Origin of the sequence: Leeuwenhoekiella sp. LLG6367-2.1, from assembly GCF_045055775.1 — a bacterium.
Taxonomy (GTDB): Bacteria; Bacteroidota; Bacteroidia; order Flavobacteriales; family Flavobacteriaceae; genus Leeuwenhoekiella; species Leeuwenhoekiella aequorea.
The window spans coordinates 3441473-3459714 of record NZ_CP159331.1; the positions used below are offsets into that span (position 1 = coordinate 3441473).

Annotated in this window: 14 protein-coding genes and 1 pseudogene; 4 read left to right on the forward strand and 11 right to left on the reverse strand. The window is 34.2% G+C overall.

Annotation, left to right across the window (positions count from 1 at the left end; genetic code table 11):
- Positions 1–256: 256 nt before the first annotated feature.
- Complete coding sequence (locus ABVM53_RS15320) at positions 257–2398, forward strand: catalase (RefSeq protein WP_405327840.1); 2142 nt, start codon at positions 257–259, stop codon at positions 2396–2398.
- Positions 2399–2455: 57 nt separating this feature from the next.
- Here the strand turns inward: ABVM53_RS15320 and ABVM53_RS15325 are convergent, their stop codons facing one another.
- From ABVM53_RS15325 to ABVM53_RS15335, 3 genes are all read right to left on the reverse strand, one after another.
- Complete coding sequence (locus ABVM53_RS15325; protein ID WP_371456734.1) at positions 2456–2587, reverse strand: hypothetical protein; 132 nt, start codon at positions 2585–2587, stop codon at positions 2456–2458.
- Positions 2588–2700: 113 nt separating this feature from the next.
- On the reverse strand, positions 2701–3069 hold the full coding sequence (locus tag ABVM53_RS15330) for a two-component system response regulator (protein WP_405327844.1): 369 nt from the start codon (positions 3067–3069) through the stop codon (positions 2701–2703).
- A gap of 9 nt (positions 3070–3078) precedes the next feature.
- Entirely contained in the window at positions 3079–4959 is a 1881-nt protein-coding gene (locus tag ABVM53_RS15335) for a PAS domain S-box protein (RefSeq protein WP_405327847.1), read from the reverse strand.
- 480 nt (positions 4960–5439) lie between these two features.
- On the opposite strand from ABVM53_RS15335, the gene ABVM53_RS15340 reads away from it, so the two are divergent.
- The 3 genes from ABVM53_RS15340 to ABVM53_RS15350 all read left to right on the forward strand — a co-directional run bounded on the left by ABVM53_RS15340 (position 5440) and on the right by ABVM53_RS15350 (position 8543).
- Entirely contained in the window at positions 5440–6309 is an 870-nt protein-coding gene (locus ABVM53_RS15340) for an SDR family oxidoreductase (RefSeq protein ID WP_405327850.1), read from the forward strand.
- Positions 6309–7733 (forward strand): phytoene desaturase family protein, encoded by a 1425-nt coding sequence (locus ABVM53_RS15345; RefSeq protein ID WP_405327852.1) that lies wholly within the window; start codon positions 6309–6311, stop codon positions 7731–7733. Before ABVM53_RS15340 ends, ABVM53_RS15345 begins: the two co-directional genes overlap by 1 nt.
- A gap of 120 nt (positions 7734–7853) precedes the next feature.
- Positions 7854–8543 carry a type 1 glutamine amidotransferase domain-containing protein gene (locus tag ABVM53_RS15350; protein WP_405327855.1) on the forward strand — a complete coding sequence of 230 codons (690 nt, stop codon included), beginning with the start codon at positions 7854–7856 and terminating at the stop codon, positions 8541–8543.
- A 74-nt stretch (positions 8544–8617) separates the two neighbouring features.
- Here ABVM53_RS15350 and ligD read toward each other — a convergent pair whose 3' ends face one another.
- From ligD to ABVM53_RS15390, 8 genes and pseudogenes are all read right to left on the reverse strand, one after another.
- Positions 8618–11056 (reverse strand): DNA ligase D, encoded by a 2439-nt coding sequence (ligD, locus tag ABVM53_RS15355; protein WP_405327858.1) that lies wholly within the window; start codon positions 11054–11056, stop codon positions 8618–8620.
- Between the two features lie 3 nt (positions 11057–11059).
- Entirely contained in the window at positions 11060–11836 is a 777-nt protein-coding gene (locus ABVM53_RS15360; RefSeq protein WP_405327861.1) for a Ku protein, read from the reverse strand.
- Positions 11837–11990: 154 nt separating this feature from the next.
- On the reverse strand, positions 11991–12839 hold the full coding sequence (locus ABVM53_RS15365; protein ID WP_405327864.1) for an SDR family oxidoreductase: 849 nt from the start codon (positions 12837–12839) through the stop codon (positions 11991–11993).
- 13 nt (positions 12840–12852) lie between these two features.
- A complete protein-coding gene (locus ABVM53_RS15370; RefSeq protein WP_405327867.1) occupies positions 12853–13317 on the reverse strand; it encodes a hypothetical protein in 465 nt (154 codons plus the stop codon).
- A gap of 22 nt (positions 13318–13339) precedes the next feature.
- Positions 13340–13618, reverse strand: a complete 279-nt coding sequence (locus ABVM53_RS15375) for a hypothetical protein (RefSeq protein ID WP_371456744.1) — start codon at positions 13616–13618, stop codon at positions 13340–13342.
- Positions 13619–13805: 187 nt separating this feature from the next.
- Positions 13806–13973, reverse strand: a complete 168-nt coding sequence (locus ABVM53_RS15380) for a BatA domain-containing protein (protein ID WP_128756804.1) — start codon at positions 13971–13973, stop codon at positions 13806–13808.
- 155 nt (positions 13974–14128) lie between these two features.
- Positions 14129–15289: pseudogene (uxuA, locus tag ABVM53_RS15385) on the reverse strand (mannonate dehydratase).
- 24 nt (positions 15290–15313) lie between these two features.
- Positions 15314–18142, reverse strand: coding sequence for a glycosyl hydrolase 115 family protein (locus tag ABVM53_RS15390; protein ID WP_405327871.1), 2829 nt, complete (start codon positions 18140–18142; stop codon positions 15314–15316).
- Positions 18143–18242 lie beyond the last annotated feature (100 nt).

Below are 18242 nucleotides of genomic sequence, written 5' to 3' on the forward strand. Positions count from 1 at the left end.
AATTATTGTTTTTAATAATACATTTCTTGCAGTAGTTTGTAAACTTTGTCGAATTAGAATCTGCGTTGAAATTATATATTAATAATTTTCAAAGACTTAAAATATACGAGATATGTGTAATGCCTATAAAATCTTGTTTTCACAATATCATTTAAGATAATTTTAATCTATCAGTGAACATAATTTAACCTTTATTTTGAATAATTGATTTTTCGCAATAGTAATTTTAAAGCTATTAATCAACCTATTCAATGTTATGGCGAATAAAACAAATGAAGAATCAACTTCAAAAAAAATCGACCAATTATCATCCCATTATAAAGATCCTAAGGACAAAACCTTAACGACAAATCAAGGTTTAAAAGTAAACGATACTAATAATTCTCTAAAATCTGGTGAACGCGGAGCCACCCTTTTAGAGGATTTTTTATTGCGTGAAAAAATCACAAGTTTTGATCACGAGCGTATTCCAGAACGTATTGTACACGCACGAGGAAGTGCCGCACACGGATACTTCGAACTTTATAAGAGTATAGAAAATTATACAAAGGCAGGTCTTTTTACAGATACTAAAAGAAAGACGCCAGTGTTTGTGCGATTTTCAACTGTAGCCGGTTCTAAAGGTTCTCCAGATCTTGCGCGAGATGTACGAGGTTTTGCAGTGAAATTTTATAATGAAGAAGGAACCTGGGATCTTGTAGGTAACAACATGCCTATATTTTTTATACAGGATGCGATGAAATTTCCAGATTTAATTCATTCTGTAAAACCAGAACCACATAGAGAAATTCCGCAGGCAGCATCTGCTCACGATACATTTTATGATTTTGTTTCTCGTGCTACCGAAACTCTTCATAATCATATCTGGCTTATGAGCGACCGTGCGATCCCTCGTAGTTACCGTATGATGGAAGGTTTTGGAATTCATACGTTCCGATTTATAAATAAAGAGGGAAAATCCCATTTTGTAAAATTTCACTGGAAACCGGTATTAGGAGTGCATTCTGTTACTTGGGATGAAGCTGTAAAAATAAATGGAGCCGACTCAGATTTCCACAGAAGAGATTTATGGGACGCTATTGAAGCAGGCCAATATCCGGAGTGGGAATTTGGTATTCAAGTTGTATCTGAAGAAGATGAGCACAAGTTTGATTTTGATCTTTTAGATCCTACAAAACTGATTCCAGAAGAAATGGTGCCGGTGGAAATTATTGGTAAGATGACTTTAAATAGAAATCCAGAAAATTTCTTTGCAGAAACAGAACAAGTTGCATTCTTACCGGGTCATATTGTTCCAGGTATAGATTTTACGAATGATCCTTTATTACAAGGCCGTTTATTCTCTTACAGAGATACGCAGTTATCACGTTTAGGAAGTCCTAATTTTCATCAGATACCTATTAATAAGCCTATTGTACCTACTCACAATAATCAGCGTGATGGACATATGCAAACTGAAATCCCAAAAGGACAAACAGCTTATTTCCCAAATTCCTTAACTATGGGTTGTCCGCATCTTGCTAAAATGGCTGACGGTGCATTCACATCGTATGAAGAGCGTATAGACGCGCGCAAAATACGATCTCGTAGTGAAAGCTTCAGTGATCACTATTCACAACCGGCACTTTTTTATAGAAGTTTAGCTCCTTGGGAACAAGAGCATCTTGTTGATGCCTATACATTTGAATTAGGCAAGTGCGAGCACGGCTATATCAAGGAACGTATGTTGTGGATCATTAACAACATTGATACTGATCTTGCTAGCAAAGTTGCTGAAGGTCTAGGACTTGCAATTCCTGATAGTATCGAAGAGCCTGTTAACCAAGCAATAGGTGCTGATGCCGAAGTAGAAAAATTTCAGCCTATTCCTAAAAAAGAATACTTAAAATCTGATAAGGCCTTAAGTCAAGCACATACTAAATTTATTAGCATTGCTACGCGTAAAGTTGCTGTACTTGCAGGAGATGGCTTTTCAATGAGCGATTTTAAACCGTATAAAGATATTCTGGAAAAAGAAGGTGCGATGGTTAAAATTATTGCTCCACACGGCGGTACCATTAAATGTGATGAGAATATGGAGCATAAAGTTGCAGCGGCAATTATGACTACTGAAAGTGTATTATTTGATGCTGTTTTTGTGCCTGGAGGAAAAAAATCTGTGGACGCATTGCTTAAGAACGGAAAGTTTAGCAAGTTCATAAGTGAGGCCTTTAAACACTGTAAAGCCATTGCAGTTTGTAATGAAGCTGAAGATTTACTTAAAAATAGCTACATCAAAGAATACAACGATGATAAAGCTTTATTTGTAAATGCTAAGCAACCTCAAGAATTTGTGAATGCTATGGCAAAACACAGAAATTGGGATCGAATGGAAAAAGCTTCTAGTATTCCAGTTTAGACATTCAATAAACTAAAAAGGGCTACCAAATGGTAGCCCTTTTTTTTTCTCAAAAATTTAAGCTCCTCGCTTTTTATCTTTGTCTTTCTCTCCGTATTGATTTACATGCTTATCCTTTAAAGGACCTTTATCAATACTTTGTTTATCTTCCTTTTTATCGTTCTTAGATTCTTTGCTATCCTTACTCATAACTAATTTATTTACGGTTAATAATAAATTTAAATTGAATTAGTTTAAGGTACTTAATTATAAGATTAGTCAGTCTTAAATATTTCCTATAATTATAAGCAGGAATAGAAACATTACCAATTAAGATTAATTAATTTCGCTTTTGTAAGTGGTTTTTCTACATAGCCTTTAACGCATTCAAACTGACTAGCTTTCCATTTATCTGCAACATCTACAGATGATGTTACCAGTATAATAACGAATCTTTCCGGATTCTTTAATCTTTCCAGATGTTTGATAAATTCCCATCCGTTTAACTCAGGCATATTAATATCAAGGTAAATCAAATAGCCTTTAGAAGAAGAATTCTTTTGAATAACAGCGAGAGCTTCGGAAGCATCTACGAAGATAGAGGTTTCCGTTTTAAGAACATGGGCAATTAAATATTGATGAACCATGCATATAACTTTATCATCATCTATTATAAATACTTCCTGCTCCATAAAGGGGTATTAACTATTTAATTGAGATGCTTTATTTGATATGGAACGTATAATTTTATCTAATTCTTTAGCGGACTCAAGGATCTCCGTAAGAAACATTTTATTTTCTTCAGCGTCTAAATCAAAGTCTTCATTAATAAGGCCTATAATACCCATCATTTTTGCTAATGGCGCTCGTACCACGTGTGACTGTACGTGCGAAATTTCTTGAAGACGAGCATTTTTATCCTCTATTTGCTTAATATAATTGAGCGTATCAGATATATTTACAGCCATTACTACTCGTGAGAAATTCTTACTTCCGTGGAGTTGATTACTGTGAATTTCTACCTTAAATTCTGAGGCATCTTTACGCTTGTGGCGATAAATTCCTATTTTTTGGAGTCCGATCTCCTTTTTGGTCCGGTTCACGGCATCCATTAAAACCTTAATATCATCTTGAGGCCTTAAATCTTTTAGCGTCATTGATAAAAACTCCTCTCTTGTATACCCATAATCTTTTTCTGCAGCAAAATTAACCTCAGTAATGGCAAGAGTCTCGAGATTATATACAAATGAAGGAATAGGCATTAATTGAAATAAATCACTGTATCTTTTTTCAGATTCAACAAGTGAAAGTTTGAGCATTTTTTGAGATGTAACATCTTGAAATGTTCCCTCAATATGCGCCGGATTTGATAATTTAAAGGTTTTACTGCATCGTATCCACTTAGTCTTACCGTCCACTAATATCCTGAAATGAAAAGAGGACTCAGATTTTGAAGATTCTGTCTGAAATTTGGCTTTAAATTGATGTAAATCATCCGGATGAACCGTACTAATTAAATACGTGTAATTGAAGCTTTGCACTCCCGGATTAATATTCCATATTTCAAAAATTTGATTCGACCAAAACTCCTTATTTGTAAGACGATTCAGTTCCCAGTAACCAAGTTTTGCGATTTTCTGCGCAATCTTTAATCGCTTATTAGTACTTGCAAGCTTTCTCGAGTCTACTTTGCGCTGCGTAATATCAGCGTGAGTCCCAAACATTAATTTAGGAGTTCCATCAGAATTCCAAGTAACTGTTCTCCCTCTATCTAGGATCCAAACCCATCCCCCTTTTTTATCGCGTAAGCGATATTCACAAGTATAAAAATCTGTTTCCCCAGCAAAATAGGCTGTTAATGTCCTTTCAAATAGCTCAACATCGTTTTTATGCACTCGTGCTGTGAATGAATCTTTCGTTTCCGGTTGCATTTCATAAAGATCGTAACCCAGCATTTCAGCTAGTTTATCATTAAAATAGACATTTCCAGAATTTAAATCCCATTCCCATGTACCTACATTAGAGGCTTCTATAATATTAGAAAAGCGCTCCGATTTGTGCTTATACTGGGCTTTACTTAATTCGAGATCGTGGCTTTTCTTCTGTAATTCAAAAATTTGTAAAATTTGATTAGCCAGCAGACTTAAACCATCTATTTGCTGTTGTGAGATTTCTCTGGGTTTATGATCAATTACACAGAGTGTTCCTAATACATAATCATCGTGAGTGATGATCGGAAACCCAGCATAAAACATTATAAATGGATAGCCTACCACGTAAGTATTATTTACAAACCGCTCGTCTAGATGTGCATTTTCTACTATTAAAGGATTTTTGTGGTTCTTCAATAAGTGTTCACAAAAAGCCTCTTCGCGCGGTATTTCTTTTAGATTAATTCCATAATTAGATATAAACGTATGGTGTGTGACATCCATGAAACTTATGAGTACAGATGGCATATCTGCCAGTATTGCCGCTACTCGGGCTATCTGATCAAAGTCCTGCTTTGTTGAATCATTCACAGATCTGTATGAACTTACGCACTTAAGACGTTTTACTTCCCGTTCTTCTATCTGGTGCATATTGTGTAATTATCGATCATATAAACATGTTCTAAGCGGGGTTTGACTACTATATAAGTTAAAAGCATTTATGGGGAACATTTACATCCAACTCATTTATAATTATGTAAGAAACATTATTAATTATAATTAATGGGATAAATATTACTAGACAAATAATGTTTAGTAATTCTATTTTAAATTTAATTACCTGATTATCAAAATTTTAATTGACTAGTATTACAATATTCAATTGTTTCTTTTAGACTATGTCTTTAAAGCTAATATTTATATATCTAATTTTCAAATCTTTAATACAATAACAAGTAATGATTTGGAAATTTGAAGTTTAGAATATTGAATAACTAATCTAAATACAGGATAGCGCTTGCAGTTCGTAATCATTCTCAACGTAGTACCCTCCCCTATTAAATTAGAGTTAATTATAAATAATTATAAATAGAACTACTCTCCACTTGTGTAATTTTAAATAAAAAAATTATGAATTCGAGTGTATTATTATTAGGTGCTTCTGGTGCTTTGGGGCTGGAAATAGCAAAACGATTAAAAAGAGATTTAATTCCGTTTAGAGCGCAAACGAGCTCGCAAGAGGGAATGGCTAAGCTGTTGCCCTATACAAATGATATTTGGGTTGTAGACCCGGCAAACAATCCTGAAGAAGTAACCGGAATAACATTAGGAATGGACGCTGTAATTTCAGGTATGGGAAAGAGCGTAAGCCTATTTACAAACTCTCCTGACACGTTCAATGAAGTTGATCACGTAGGTAATGCTGAAGTACTCTTAGATGCGCTAAAAAATAAGGTTCCATATTATATTTATGTTTCTATTAAAGAAGCTGGGCACAACGATGACTTTGAAATTCCTAAAAGTCATAAAAAATTTGAAGATAAATTAACAGAAACTGAAATCCCACATTGTATTTTAAGACCGGTAGGTATGTTTTCTGGTCTTCATGATCTTGCCATTATGGCTAAACGTAATATGATTCCTATAATTGGGGATGGTGAAGCAAGAACAAATAGTATTTCACAAGATGATATGGCAGAAGTGGTCATTACAACATTAAAAAATAGAACTACAGGTGTACAGCTTATAGGCGGTCCTGAAATTCATACCAGACTTGAAATGGCCGAAATGATTCAAGATCGTTTTGGTGCCAAAATTGTCAAAATACCAAAGACAATAGCAGATATCGGTGCTTTCTTACCACGACTTTTTGATAAGAATTTTTACGATAAGACCAGTTTTTTTAAATATATATGTACTCATGATATGATTGGAGATAAACATGGAGTTATGACATTTAAACAATACTTACAAGGAATTAACGAAAACGATTTGCCTTAATGGAGAAATATGATAGCATAATTATAGGAAGTGGAATAAATGGTATAAGTGCAGCCATTTATCTGCAGCAGAAAGGGTTAAACACGGTTATTTATGAGAGATCCTCAACTGCCGGAGGATCTACAAAAACCGAAGCTTTAACCTTATCGGGATTTAAACATGATACTGGTTCTGCTATTCACCCTATGGCATATGCATCTCCATTTTTCAAAACCTTACCGCTAGAAAAATTTGGTTTAGAATGGGTATTTCCAGAAATCCCCTATGCTCATCCATTTTTAGATGGGAGTGCATTAGCAGCTTATGCAGATGTAGAAGAAACTGCTTCCCAACTAGAAACAGATAAAGATTCATATCTAACATTATTTAGTAAGATTACGTCAAACTGGGAAGCCATTTCATCAGATTTACTAGGTCCGCTAACCATCCCATCACATCCATTTGATTTTGTACGATTTGGACTTAAAGCTATTCAATCTGCAGAACAGCTTGGCGAACATTATTTTGAAAATGAAAAAACCAGAGCCTTTTTCTACGGTGCTGCTGCGCATTCAACCTTACCTATGGATGTCTGGGCTTCCAGTTCATTTGGTTTAGTTTTAAGTGTGATGGCGCATAAATACAATTGGCCGTTTCCTAAAGGGGGTGCAAGTTCTTTAGTAGATGCGCTTATTTCTTATTATGAATCAATCGGTGGAAAACTCATATTAAATCACAAGGTTACAGACATTAAATTATTACCACAGTCCCGTTCCTTTGTTTTTGACTTAACCCCAAAACAGCTACTTGAAATTAAAAACACAGCATTGAGTTCCACGTACAGAGATAGACTAAGCAACTATAACTACGGTCCTGGGATATTTAAAGTTGATTGGGCACTAGATGAACCTATTCCATTTACAAATGAAAAATGTCGCAAAGCTGGGACTATTCACATAGGATATACTCCTGAAGAAATTAAAGATTCTGAAGCACTCACGCATAAAGGTGAAATATCTCAAACGCCTTATATTTTAATTGCACAACACACTGTTTTTGACAAAACTCGGGCCCCAGAAAATAAGCATACTGCCTGGGCATACTGCCATGTTCCTAATGGAGATACAACAGATATGACTTCAGTAATTGAAGATCAGATTGAAAAAGCTGCTCCGGGATTTAAAAAAATTATTTTGGCACGAAGTACTAAAAACACAAAGCAATTAGAGCAGTTTAATCCCAATATTATAGGAGGCGATATAAATGGTGGAAAGCAAGATATCACTCAATTGTTTACACGCCCGGTTGTAAAAGTGTCGCCATATAAAACATCTAACGACCAAGTATATATTTGCTCTTCATCTACACCTCCTGGCGGAGGAGTTCACGGAATGTGTGGTTTTAATGCGGCTAAAAAAGTATATAACGATCACTTCAAAAACTGAACCTTCAAGAAATTTTAGCAGAAAATTAGCTTTACTACTTCTTGAGAAAACTAAAATTGGCATTATTTTTAATGGTCAATCGAATTCTTATATCAAAGAATATTTAAATACTTACAACCAATGAGAGCAAAGAAAATTTTAATGATTCTCACTTCTCACGAAGAGTTAATAAATACTAAATCAAAAACGGGCTTATGGATTGGCGAATTTACAGATCCTTATTATGAATTTGTAGATGCAGGATGTGAAATAACTCTTGCTAGCCCATTGGGAGGAAAACCACCAATCGATGAAATGAGTCAGCTTACTGAAAATATTACGCAATCTAACAAGCGTTTTAAAAATGACACGGTGGCTCAAATTGCTTTGAATACAACCTTAAAACTTGAAAGTGTAGCCGCTGAAGATTTTGATGCGGTATTCTTTCCCGGTGGTCACGGTCCTATGTTTGATTTAGCTTCAAATGAGCTGAGCGGAAAACTAATCGCAGATTTTATAAATAGTGGAAAACCTGTAGCAGCAGTTTGTCACGGTCCCGCAGCACTACTTAAAGCAGCAGAACTTGATCCCGCTATACTAGCGAATAAAAAGGTTACTGCCTTCTCAAATACGGAAGAAAAACTTGCATTACGATCTAACAATATTCCCTATAATCTGGAGGATCGACTTAAAGAATTGGGAGCTGTTTATAAAACGGCAACTGTACCGTTTTTGTCGCATATTGAGACAGATGGCTTGCTAATCACTGGTCAGAATCCATTATCTGCAGGTCCTACAGCTAAGGCTCTGCTTAATTTCTGGGGAGTTTAATGCACTCAAATCTTAGTTAAACAAAAAGGGCTTCAAGTTATTGAAGCCCTTTTTGTTTGTTTTAAAATATTCTTTCAGCTTTCAAGTTTTTGCAGGGCAGATTCCATATCTATTCCTTCCTTTAAAACGTTTATAAACAAATCACCATAATCCTGTAAGCGTTCTGGAGTTGTTTTAATAGTAAAATCTTTGATTTTTAAACCTTGCGTTACCTCGTTCCATTTTAAAGGAGTAGAAACCGTAGCATATTTTTTTGGTCTCACACAATATGCTGCAGCGAGTGTCTGCCCTCTCCTATTCTGTAAGTAATCTAAATATATTTTTGCTCCGCGTTTTTTTAAATTACGCTCCATACTTGTAATTTCCGGAACCAGTTGATGTACGTATATACAGAGTAATTTTATAAAATTACGAACTTCTTCATAGGAATAATCCCCACCCATTGGAATATAAATATGCAAACCGGTAGATCCAGAAGTCTTGCAATAACCAGCAATCCCCGCTTTAGTAAGAACTTCTTTTACCGCTTGAGCCACTTCGATGACTTCTTCAAAAGAATTTTTTAAAGAAGGATCCAAATCAATTATTCCATAATCTGGACTGTCTAAAGAAGTGATTTTTGAATTCCAGGGATTGAGTTCGATGCAGCCCAAATTAGCCATATAAATAAGCGTTTGTTCATTTTGACAGAGCAAATAATTAATATCTCGATCTGCAGACTTAGAGTAGATCGAGTAACTCTCTATCCAATCGGGTAAGTACTCATTATCTTTTTGATAAAATCCCGACTCTTTAATTCCGTTAGGATGTCTATGTAGATTTTGAGGTCGGTCAACTAAATAGGGTATAATAAAATCTGAAATATTTAAATAGTAATCGATCAAATCATATTTCATATAACCTGTTTCCGGCCAATAAATTTTTTCAATATTTGTTATGGAAACTGAAGTACTGTTGATATTAAGAACTGAATCTGATGATATAGATGATTTATCAATATTTGTTTTAACTTCTTTTGCCGGCGATGAGGAAACGTTTTTCTTTAATTCTTTATCAAAACGTAAGCCTTTAAATACAGGATGTCGCAACAAGCCATTTTCGGTTTGTTCCATAAATTTTACTTCACATACCAGCTTCGGAAGCATCCAGTGTGGTTTTCTACCTTTTAAGGTTATCTTTTCTGAAAAAGGACTTTCTGTAGTTTCAAATTCATTGAATTTTGCAAGTAAATCCTTTTTCATTTCATTTGAAAAACCGGTACCGCAATTACCTGCATAGGTAAGTTTATCATCTACATAATTACCTAATATTAAAGACCCAAAGTGATCGTGTTTATTAGTTGGCGTAGTGTAACCACAAATTAGAAATTCATCACTTTCAATGTTTTTAATCTTCAACCAATGTTCAAAACGTATTCCGGGATAATACAGGCTATCTTTCTTTTTGGCAATTACCCCTTCAAGCCCACTTTCGATAGCTTGATTGTAAAACATCGTACCCATACCTTCGACGTGGTCACAGTATTTACAATATTCTAATCCTTCTAAAATTTCGGGCAAGAGACTTTTACGATCTATAAGAGGAAGCTTTTGCATATCATACCCATTCAGATAAATCACATCAAAAACATAGTATCTCAGCACCCCTTTAGTGACACCAGCTTCATAATTCTGCAATTTTTGGAAATTTGGCAATCCATTTTCTTCAAGAATAACGACTTCCCCATCCAAAATAACGTTCTGTGAAAGGCCTTTTAATTCTTCAGTAATTAAATCAAATTTACTAGTGTATTCCTGACCATTTCTAGATTGCAGAGTTACTTTTCCCTCATTCACGTGAGATATTAAGCGATATCCATCCCATTTAATCTCATATATCCAATTGGGATTATTAAATATTTCCTTTGTTGGTGTTGCCAACATAGGTTTTATTACTTGGTCAATTTTTATCTTAGGTTGAGAAGCTTCAGACTTTACTTTAGGTAATGCAAAATCTGGCAAATCAATATCATAATCCAGAGAAGTGGAAAAAGCATCTTGCTTTTTAATGAGCAACCATTGATTTGTGGACTTAGAGTTTTTTATTCTTACCAGAGCAAAATCTCCTCGTATCTTGTCACCAGAGAATTTAATTTTTAAATCCCCACTCTTTAATAACGCTTCAGGATCACTCTTCTTTGTATCATTCAGAATTTCAAATGTACCAGAATCCCAAATCTGCATTTTACCAGCTCCATAATTACCCTTAGGAATCACCCCTTCAAAATTTAAATAAGATACAGGATGATCTTCGGTTTGTATCGCGAGTCGTTTATCTTTAGTGCTTAATGAAGGGCCTTTAGGTATCGCCCAACTCTTTAAAACCCCATTTAATTCTAACCTCAAATCAAAGTGTAACCGGGTAGCTTTATGAACCTGTATTACAAATCGATTGCTATTTGTCGCATCTAGTTGACCAGAAGGTTCGGGTGTGTTTTTAAAATCACGCTTATCGTTATACTTCTGAAGACTCATAGTTTACGAAGCTTTTTTCTTCTTACGCGCTTCTAAACTTGCTTTTAATTGCGCCATCAAATCTTTCGCGTCAGTAGGTTCTACATTTACCTCTTCTACTTTTGTGGTTTTCCCTTTGGCTTTATCATTTATAATTTTCATAAGCTGATCATTATAAACATCCTTATATTTTGATAAATCAAATTTTTCAGAATAATTTTCTATAAGAGAAATAGCCATATCAACTTCCTTTTTAGTCACTTTGGTTTTAGAAAGTTTTAATTCTGAAGGATCGCGAATCTCATCGGTAAAGCGAATTACGTGAAGTACTAAAGCATCTTTATAATGACCTATCAAACTTAAATGCTCTTTCTGTCTCATTACAAAAGTACCTACCCCTAACTTATTCGTTTTTTTTAAAGCATCCCGCAGTAAGTTATACGATTTACTTCCTTCTTTCTGAGGCTCGAGAAAATAAGGCTTTTTGAATAGAACATCAGCTACATCGTCTTGATTTACAAATTCTTCAATATCTATAGTTTTGCTCTTTTTTAAATTGGCTTTCTCAAAATCCTCATTTTCTAAAATGACATAACTGTCATCTTTCTTAAACCCTTTTACGATGTCGCCCCAAACCACTTCTTTCCCGGTCTTCTCATTCACACGTTTGTATCTAATACGTTGATTATCGTGCTTGTCTAGCATATCAAGATCTAATTTTCTATCCTCAGATCCTGAAAATAGTTTTACGGGTATAGAAACTAAACCAAAACTTATTGTACCATTCCAAATAGATCTCATAATTTTTTCTTTTAAAAATAGCCATTCATAAAATGACTTCTTGATTCTTTCAAATTACTTTAACAAATCTGAAAATTGTCGAGCTTAAGTTGATTTAAAAAAAAAACGATAACCACTATAAGTGGTTATCGTTTTCTAAAAGCAGTTATCTCTTTTACGCACCTACAACTTCACCACCATTCACGTGGATAACCTGCCCTGTTATATACGAACTATCTTCACTCGCCAGAAATACATATGCCGGAGCGACTTCACTGGGCTGGCCGGCTCTTCCTAGCGGAACATCTTGTCCAAAATCTGATACATCATCAAAAGTAGCAGGAATTAAAGGAGTCCATATAGGACCGGGAGCAACCCCATTTACACGTATATTCTTAGAAGCCCACATTTTACTAAGTGATCGGGTAAATGTGGTTATAGAACCTTTTGTACTACTATAATCAAGAAGGTGTGAAGATCCTCTGTAAGCTGTTACAGATGTTGAATTAATAACACAGTCCCCATCTTTAAACTGATCTTCCAAAACTTTAACGAAATAGAAATACGGAAAAATATTGGTTTCAAAAGTTTCTTTAATTTCAGAAATAGAAAGATCTGCAACAGTACTTTTTGGAAATTGCACAGCTGCATTGTTTACCAGGATATTTATATGTCCAAAATGAGCTATCGCTTGTTTAACACTATCAGCGCAAAATGTCTCATCCTTTACATCACCTTCAAAGAGTAAACACTCTTGACCTTCTTTCTCAACTAATTCTTTAGTGTATGCAGCATCTTCAGATTCTGATTTATAAATAATGGCTACCGATGCACCTTCTTTTGCAAAATGCACAGCCACACTTCTTCCTATACCACTATCGCCGCCTGTAATTAAGGCGATTTTATTCTTTAATTTTTCTGAACCCTTATAATTAGCTCTAATAATTTCTGGCTGCGGATTCATTTCTTTTTCACTTCCCGGTAAGTTTTGGTCTTGTTCTGGAAATTTTTCTGGCTTACTCATATAGGTGTTTTAGTTAGATCGTTTGATTATTATATTCTACACAGTCAAGATTTATAGGCTTTAAATCCTTCAGTATATTTTTATGAACTCGTAAAAAGTTATCTATACTATTCTTAAAACTGGTATTATTCGTCTGTGTCATTACAGATTTACAAGACTCATAAATCGCATTTTCTATTTGATAACAATTTTTAATAACACTTGTATATCCTATTTCTGGCATCATACTTAGATACTCGTTAGGAATAACTGAATTACTACTACATTCGGTAGCGTACTCTGAAACAATATTTTGCTTCAGTTTTTCTAATGATTCAATGAAATTTAATTTGTTAGTATACAGTTTAATGAAAATTCGTTTGAGTGAAATATTTCTAGAATTAATAGATATTACCTCATAAATATCTAGATATCTAGAGGTAATAAATTTTAAACCGTTAAGACGCTGTAGTAGTTTATTAGATGCTGAAGTTTCCATAATGCGAAGGCTTTAATATTAATTATAAATCCTCCACTGTATTAGGGATAAAACCAGTGACTTTTTGCTGAGCATTTTTTGAACTTAAATAACTTATTTTCAACTTATAAGTTCCAGTTTGCCCCTCATTGGAAAAACTTCCGGTTTTAAGATCAAAACCACCTACGTCTGTATACGCTAAACTTAAAATAGGTGTTGTTTTAAGATGCTCTAATTTTTGAAGTTCGTTTTCAGAAAATTGATGGCGTCTTCGCAAATCATCAATTGTATTTAGAAAGTGATTTTCGTTGGAGAAGTTCATAACGCAATTATTTTTATTAGTAATTATTTAAAATTATAAACTAAATACTGCTTAGCCATCATCTTAAATTATAATTATTAAATATTTAATATAGTTATTTAAATTTTTCTTAAAATAATTAACGAAATGTTATCGAATTAAAATGCTTTCTATTGTTATAAATAATGATTCTTAAAAATTCTATGATTTACTTACGGTTGTTTCTCTTACGTCTCCAGATAATATAAAAAACAACAAGTACAATGGGTAAAATTAGAAATACCAGGAGATCAAAAGGATTTGTAAAATCAACAGGATTGTTGTTATCTGGATTAGGTGTCCCGTGTGGAATTTGCATTATAATTGAATTAAGCATTTTGGTAAGTTTTAGATTAGTTGTTAGCTAAAACTATATAAAACAAAATTGAAAATTCTAAATTATATTATAACACTTTTAAATATTATACCGTGTAGTCTGGGATCAAACTTGAATTAAGTTTGAAGTAATACTCAAAAAATATGTTATTCAAATTAAATAAACCCTAGTTCTAAACCTTTTAATTCTGCCAAACCCTTCAAGCGACCTGTTAAAAAATAACCGGGATAAGAATTTTTGACTTTTTCAAAGCTGTATAAAAAACCGGGATCAGGTCTTAAAGGAAGGTTAACCATTCGCTCCTGCATCACCTTTAGTAATTTTAATACAATTTTTTCAATGGGATTGTCACCTTTTAGATGTTCCGACTCTTGAAAGATATTTTCATTGTAGCGCTTTATATTTCGCCAGTGTAAAAAATGAATCCGATCAGAGAATTTATCTATCATCTCAAGTAAATTATTCTCAGGATCTGTTCCCAGAGAACCTGTACAGTAACAGAGACCATTACAGCTATCAGGCACCGCTTCAAATACAATTTTTAAGTCTAAATAATTGCGTACTACACGTGGTAATCCTAAAACTGAAAACGGCGGATCATCCGGGTAAATTGCTAAATTCACTTTATTTGCTTTAGCTACAGGTATTATTTCTTTCAAAAAATATGCTAGATGCTTCCTTAATTTTTCATCTGTAATATCCTTGTACTGATTAAGAAGATCGAGTATTTGAGTTGCTGAAAAATGCCCTTTGCTACCCAGTAACCCTAATAAAGCATTCTTAAAGAGTTCATCCTTTTCTATTGTACTTAATTGCGCGCCATAAGCCTGTGCTTCTTGAATTTGACTTTTACAATAATCAGCTTCACTTCCAGGTCTTTTCAGTAAGAAAACATCTATATAAATAAAGGATATATGATTGTATAAAAGAGCCTGCGTGCCGTCATGGTTATTGTGTTTGTGATGCGTGCGAACCCAATATAATACCGGCATAAAATTATAGGTAACCGTATGAATGCCTCATTGAGCGAGGTTATGGATACTTTTTTTATAATTGGTTATATGCCGTTTAAAATCGCCTTGCATGCGCTTGATATCCTCACTAACCGGCAAGCTCTCTACCACCAGCCATTTTAAATTGTAGGATTCAATATATTTTATTCGACTCTGAATTTCAGTAATAAGCAAGACTTCGCCAACATTTATATCGTGTAAAGCAGTTACAATATTCTTGATACCACATTGTCTCAAATCCTTTAATTTGATACTGTCATCTGGACCGAACCAACGCATTGTATGCATTGAGCTGTATGTCATAAAAAAAATAAATGTGCCTTTATGTTAATCTTCTGCAATTAAACTGGGTTCTGGTCCCATATAGGATTCTCGAAGGCCTCCAAAATCTATAACTGCCTTTTGAATTATCATACCAGGATCACCTCCAATGAGCCTAAGGGTATGGTTACCGGGCTCCCTAATCCATATTTTACTGGTATTAATAATTGCATTACGTATAACATTTTGTTGCCAGTCAAACGAATATTCTGCTGATGCTGTACTTTCCCAGTTTACCTTACTATCATCTATTTGCACTCCGTAGCTTGTACCCGTATTGTCATCCCTACCAAATAGAGGAAGTGCGTACGTATAGACAGTAGCATAACCGGATTTATCTGTGTAGAAATCATATTCAATTGAAGTATTTGCCCAACCCTTATCAATAATATTTCCAAATTGTATACTGTTTCCTGCATAGCCTAATTCTTCAATTATTGAAACTTTTGAACCGTTTTTCTCATTAATTCTTGAAAATCGAGCAGGGTCTATAGAAACAACTTCATTATCTGCTACATAAAGCAAAGCATCGGCTTTTGCGACTTTTGAATTTTTAATACTAACAAAAATTGTTTTCGTCGTATCGCCAGAATTGATTGTAATATTTTCTTGAAGCTGTTTTTTCTTTGGCAGATTTTTCCAATCTATTGACACTTTAATGTGATCTTGATCTGTGGTTTCACCACTATCCTGGCTTAATTTTAAATATTCATTTGATACGACTGCTTTCCATTTAAGAGGTTTTTTGCCTTTATTGTAAATTTCAAACGTATAATCCTTTTTGGTATTTACATCAAACTGTGAAAGTATATGTAAGCCTGAGGCTTCATCAGCATTGGGTATAAATAAACCGAGTTCTGCATTTTCAGGAATTTGAATAGTAGATAATGGTGGTAATTGAACCTCTGGCACACGTTCTGGAGCGGTCATAATCCCCTGCCACTTTCCTTTTTCGAGATTATTATAGGTTTCGGTTATTTCAGAAAGCTTTAGGTCATATTCTTTAACTTCTTCTATGAGTCGATTAGTTGCAGCCCTACCCTGTTTTGCATACCAGCGGTTTTTCTGAGCGGTAAGCATTTTTAAATTTTCTAGATATGCTCCTATTACAGGATAATATACTAATTGATAAAATGCCGATTTCTGCTTTTTATCAATTTTCTTATAGATTGCTTCCGTTTGGTTTGCTATAGATGTATAAGCTTTTATTCTATTTTCAGCCTCATTATAATTTTTAAAAGAAAATTCTGTATCTATAATTTTTTCATTGGTTTCTATACTATTCCATCTCCAATCCCACCCCATGTATTCCGGTTTTCTTTCAAAACCTAAATGAAAGTAGGTATTGTAAATCTGCTTAAACTCGGATTTATATTTTTCGCCAAAAATAGATGCTAAAAATTCAGCATTCACGAAGGGAATTTTTTCAAAACTATATGATTCAACGTCCCACGCAAAATCTGCAAAAAATTGTATTCCAACTTCACCAGGTTTGATATCACCTACATTGAGCAACCAATAGCGCTGTGCACCACTTTTGTAAGCTTTTGAAAGTTCTTCATACATTAAGGCAGGTGGCGTCGTGTTTAACCACAAGTAATCATTAGGTGATCCCAAATATGAAATATGATAATAAACGCCCGCTCCACCACTACGCAAAGCTTCTTCTGTGTCACTTAATTTTTTTATATACCCATAATTATCGTCGGGCCATACAAGGGTAATGTCTTCAGGCAATCTCATACCACTTCTATAGATATCCAAAACCTCTTTATAGGGTACAAATATCTGTGGAATTTCAGTAATAGATTTATCAATATGTTTATTTAATATTTCACGCTCATTCTCTATAACTTGCTCCAATACATTTGCTTTAGTATAGCCTTTAGGAACTTCGCTCATACCTCTATCATGGATGCCACGCATACCTACTGTATAAATATTTTCATAGAGGGAAGCTTCTGCAACACGTTTATCCATTACCTCTAAAACACCGTCCTTATTAGTAGTATAATTCCAATCACCATTTATATCGTGATGCCACTCTGTTGTATTATTATAGAGTAGTGGCTCTGCATGACTAGTTGTTATTAGTATGCCATATTTATCTGCAATAATCTTATTCTCAGGATATTTGTAAAAAGCACCTGTGACTTCATGCATAGCAGGAGCAAGCATATTTAATTTTAGACGAAGCAAAAGCTCTGATATTTTAGAATAAGTGTTAGGACCGATATCATTAATCTTAGGATCCATCATCTTAGATGCCCAAGGTTTTAATCCCCAGTCTTCATCATTTAAAAACACTCCTCTGTATTTAATAGACGGCTCTTTAGAAATATAATCAGTAACATTTATAGCCAATCTCTTATGTTTTGTAACAGGTACATCTGCCCACCAATACCAAGGTGAAACTCCAATAATCTTAGAAAGTTCAAATACACCATAAGCCGTACCTCGTCTGTCACTCCCCACAATAACCAGTGCCTTATCAACTCCAGGAAAAGGATTAGAAACCACTTTAACGATAAAACGCTCCCAAGAATTTTGAAGGTCACTAACATTTAATTTGCCGCTCTTAACAAGCTGATCAATTAACCTACTGTTCTTTATGGAACCAACTATTATAGCTTTGTCTGAATTTGGTTTACTTGTTTTGATTAATGGTAATCTGCCCGTAACCCGTTCAATGTCTTGAGCCAGAAGCTCAGAGGCCGTTGCTATTAAATCTTCATCCTTTTCATCATAATAAATTGGGGTGGTCATTTTATCAACTACTATAGAAAAAGCCCCTTTAGAAGAGGCTTTTTCAGATAGACTAATCTGTCCCTGCATGAAAGTCAAGCAAAAAATAGTAATACACACACAACTAATTAAAGTTTTTACTTTATTCATAATATCAGTGTAGTTTTATTTAATATAATCCTGATTAATT

Coding starts and splice junctions, on each gene's coding strand:
- ABVM53_RS15320 (WP_405327840.1), top strand. CDS start 257: ATGGCGAATAAAACAAATGAAGAATCAACTTCAAAAAAAATCGACCAA.
- ABVM53_RS15375 (WP_371456744.1), bottom strand. CDS start 13,618: ATGAACTTCTCCAACGAAAATCACTTTCTAAATACAATTGATGATTTG.
- ABVM53_RS15360 (WP_405327861.1), bottom strand. CDS start 11,836: ATGAGATCTATTTGGAATGGTACAATAAGTTTTGGTTTAGTTTCTATA.
- ABVM53_RS15345 (WP_405327852.1), top strand. CDS start 6,309: ATGGAGAAATATGATAGCATAATTATAGGAAGTGGAATAAATGGTATA.
- ABVM53_RS15340 (WP_405327850.1), top strand. CDS start 5,440: ATGAATTCGAGTGTATTATTATTAGGTGCTTCTGGTGCTTTGGGGCTG.
- ABVM53_RS15370 (WP_405327867.1), bottom strand. CDS start 13,317: ATGGAAACTTCAGCATCTAATAAACTACTACAGCGTCTTAACGGTTTA.
- ABVM53_RS15380 (WP_128756804.1), bottom strand. CDS start 13,973: ATGCTTAATTCAATTATAATGCAAATTCCACACGGGACACCTAATCCA.
- ABVM53_RS15365 (WP_405327864.1), bottom strand. CDS start 12,839: ATGAGTAAGCCAGAAAAATTTCCAGAACAAGACCAAAACTTACCGGGA.
- ABVM53_RS15335 (WP_405327847.1), bottom strand. CDS start 4,959: ATGCACCAGATAGAAGAACGGGAAGTAAAACGTCTTAAGTGCGTAAGT.
- ABVM53_RS15350 (WP_405327855.1), top strand. CDS start 7,854: ATGAGAGCAAAGAAAATTTTAATGATTCTCACTTCTCACGAAGAGTTA.
- ligD (WP_405327858.1), bottom strand. CDS start 11,056: ATGAGTCTTCAGAAGTATAACGATAAGCGTGATTTTAAAAACACACCC.
- ABVM53_RS15325 (WP_371456734.1), bottom strand. CDS start 2,587: ATGAGTAAGGATAGCAAAGAATCTAAGAACGATAAAAAGGAAGATAAA.
- ABVM53_RS15330 (WP_405327844.1), bottom strand. CDS start 3,069: ATGGAGCAGGAAGTATTTATAATAGATGATGATAAAGTTATATGCATG.
- ABVM53_RS15390 (WP_405327871.1), bottom strand. CDS start 18,142: ATGCAGGGACAGATTAGTCTATCTGAAAAAGCCTCTTCTAAAGGGGCT.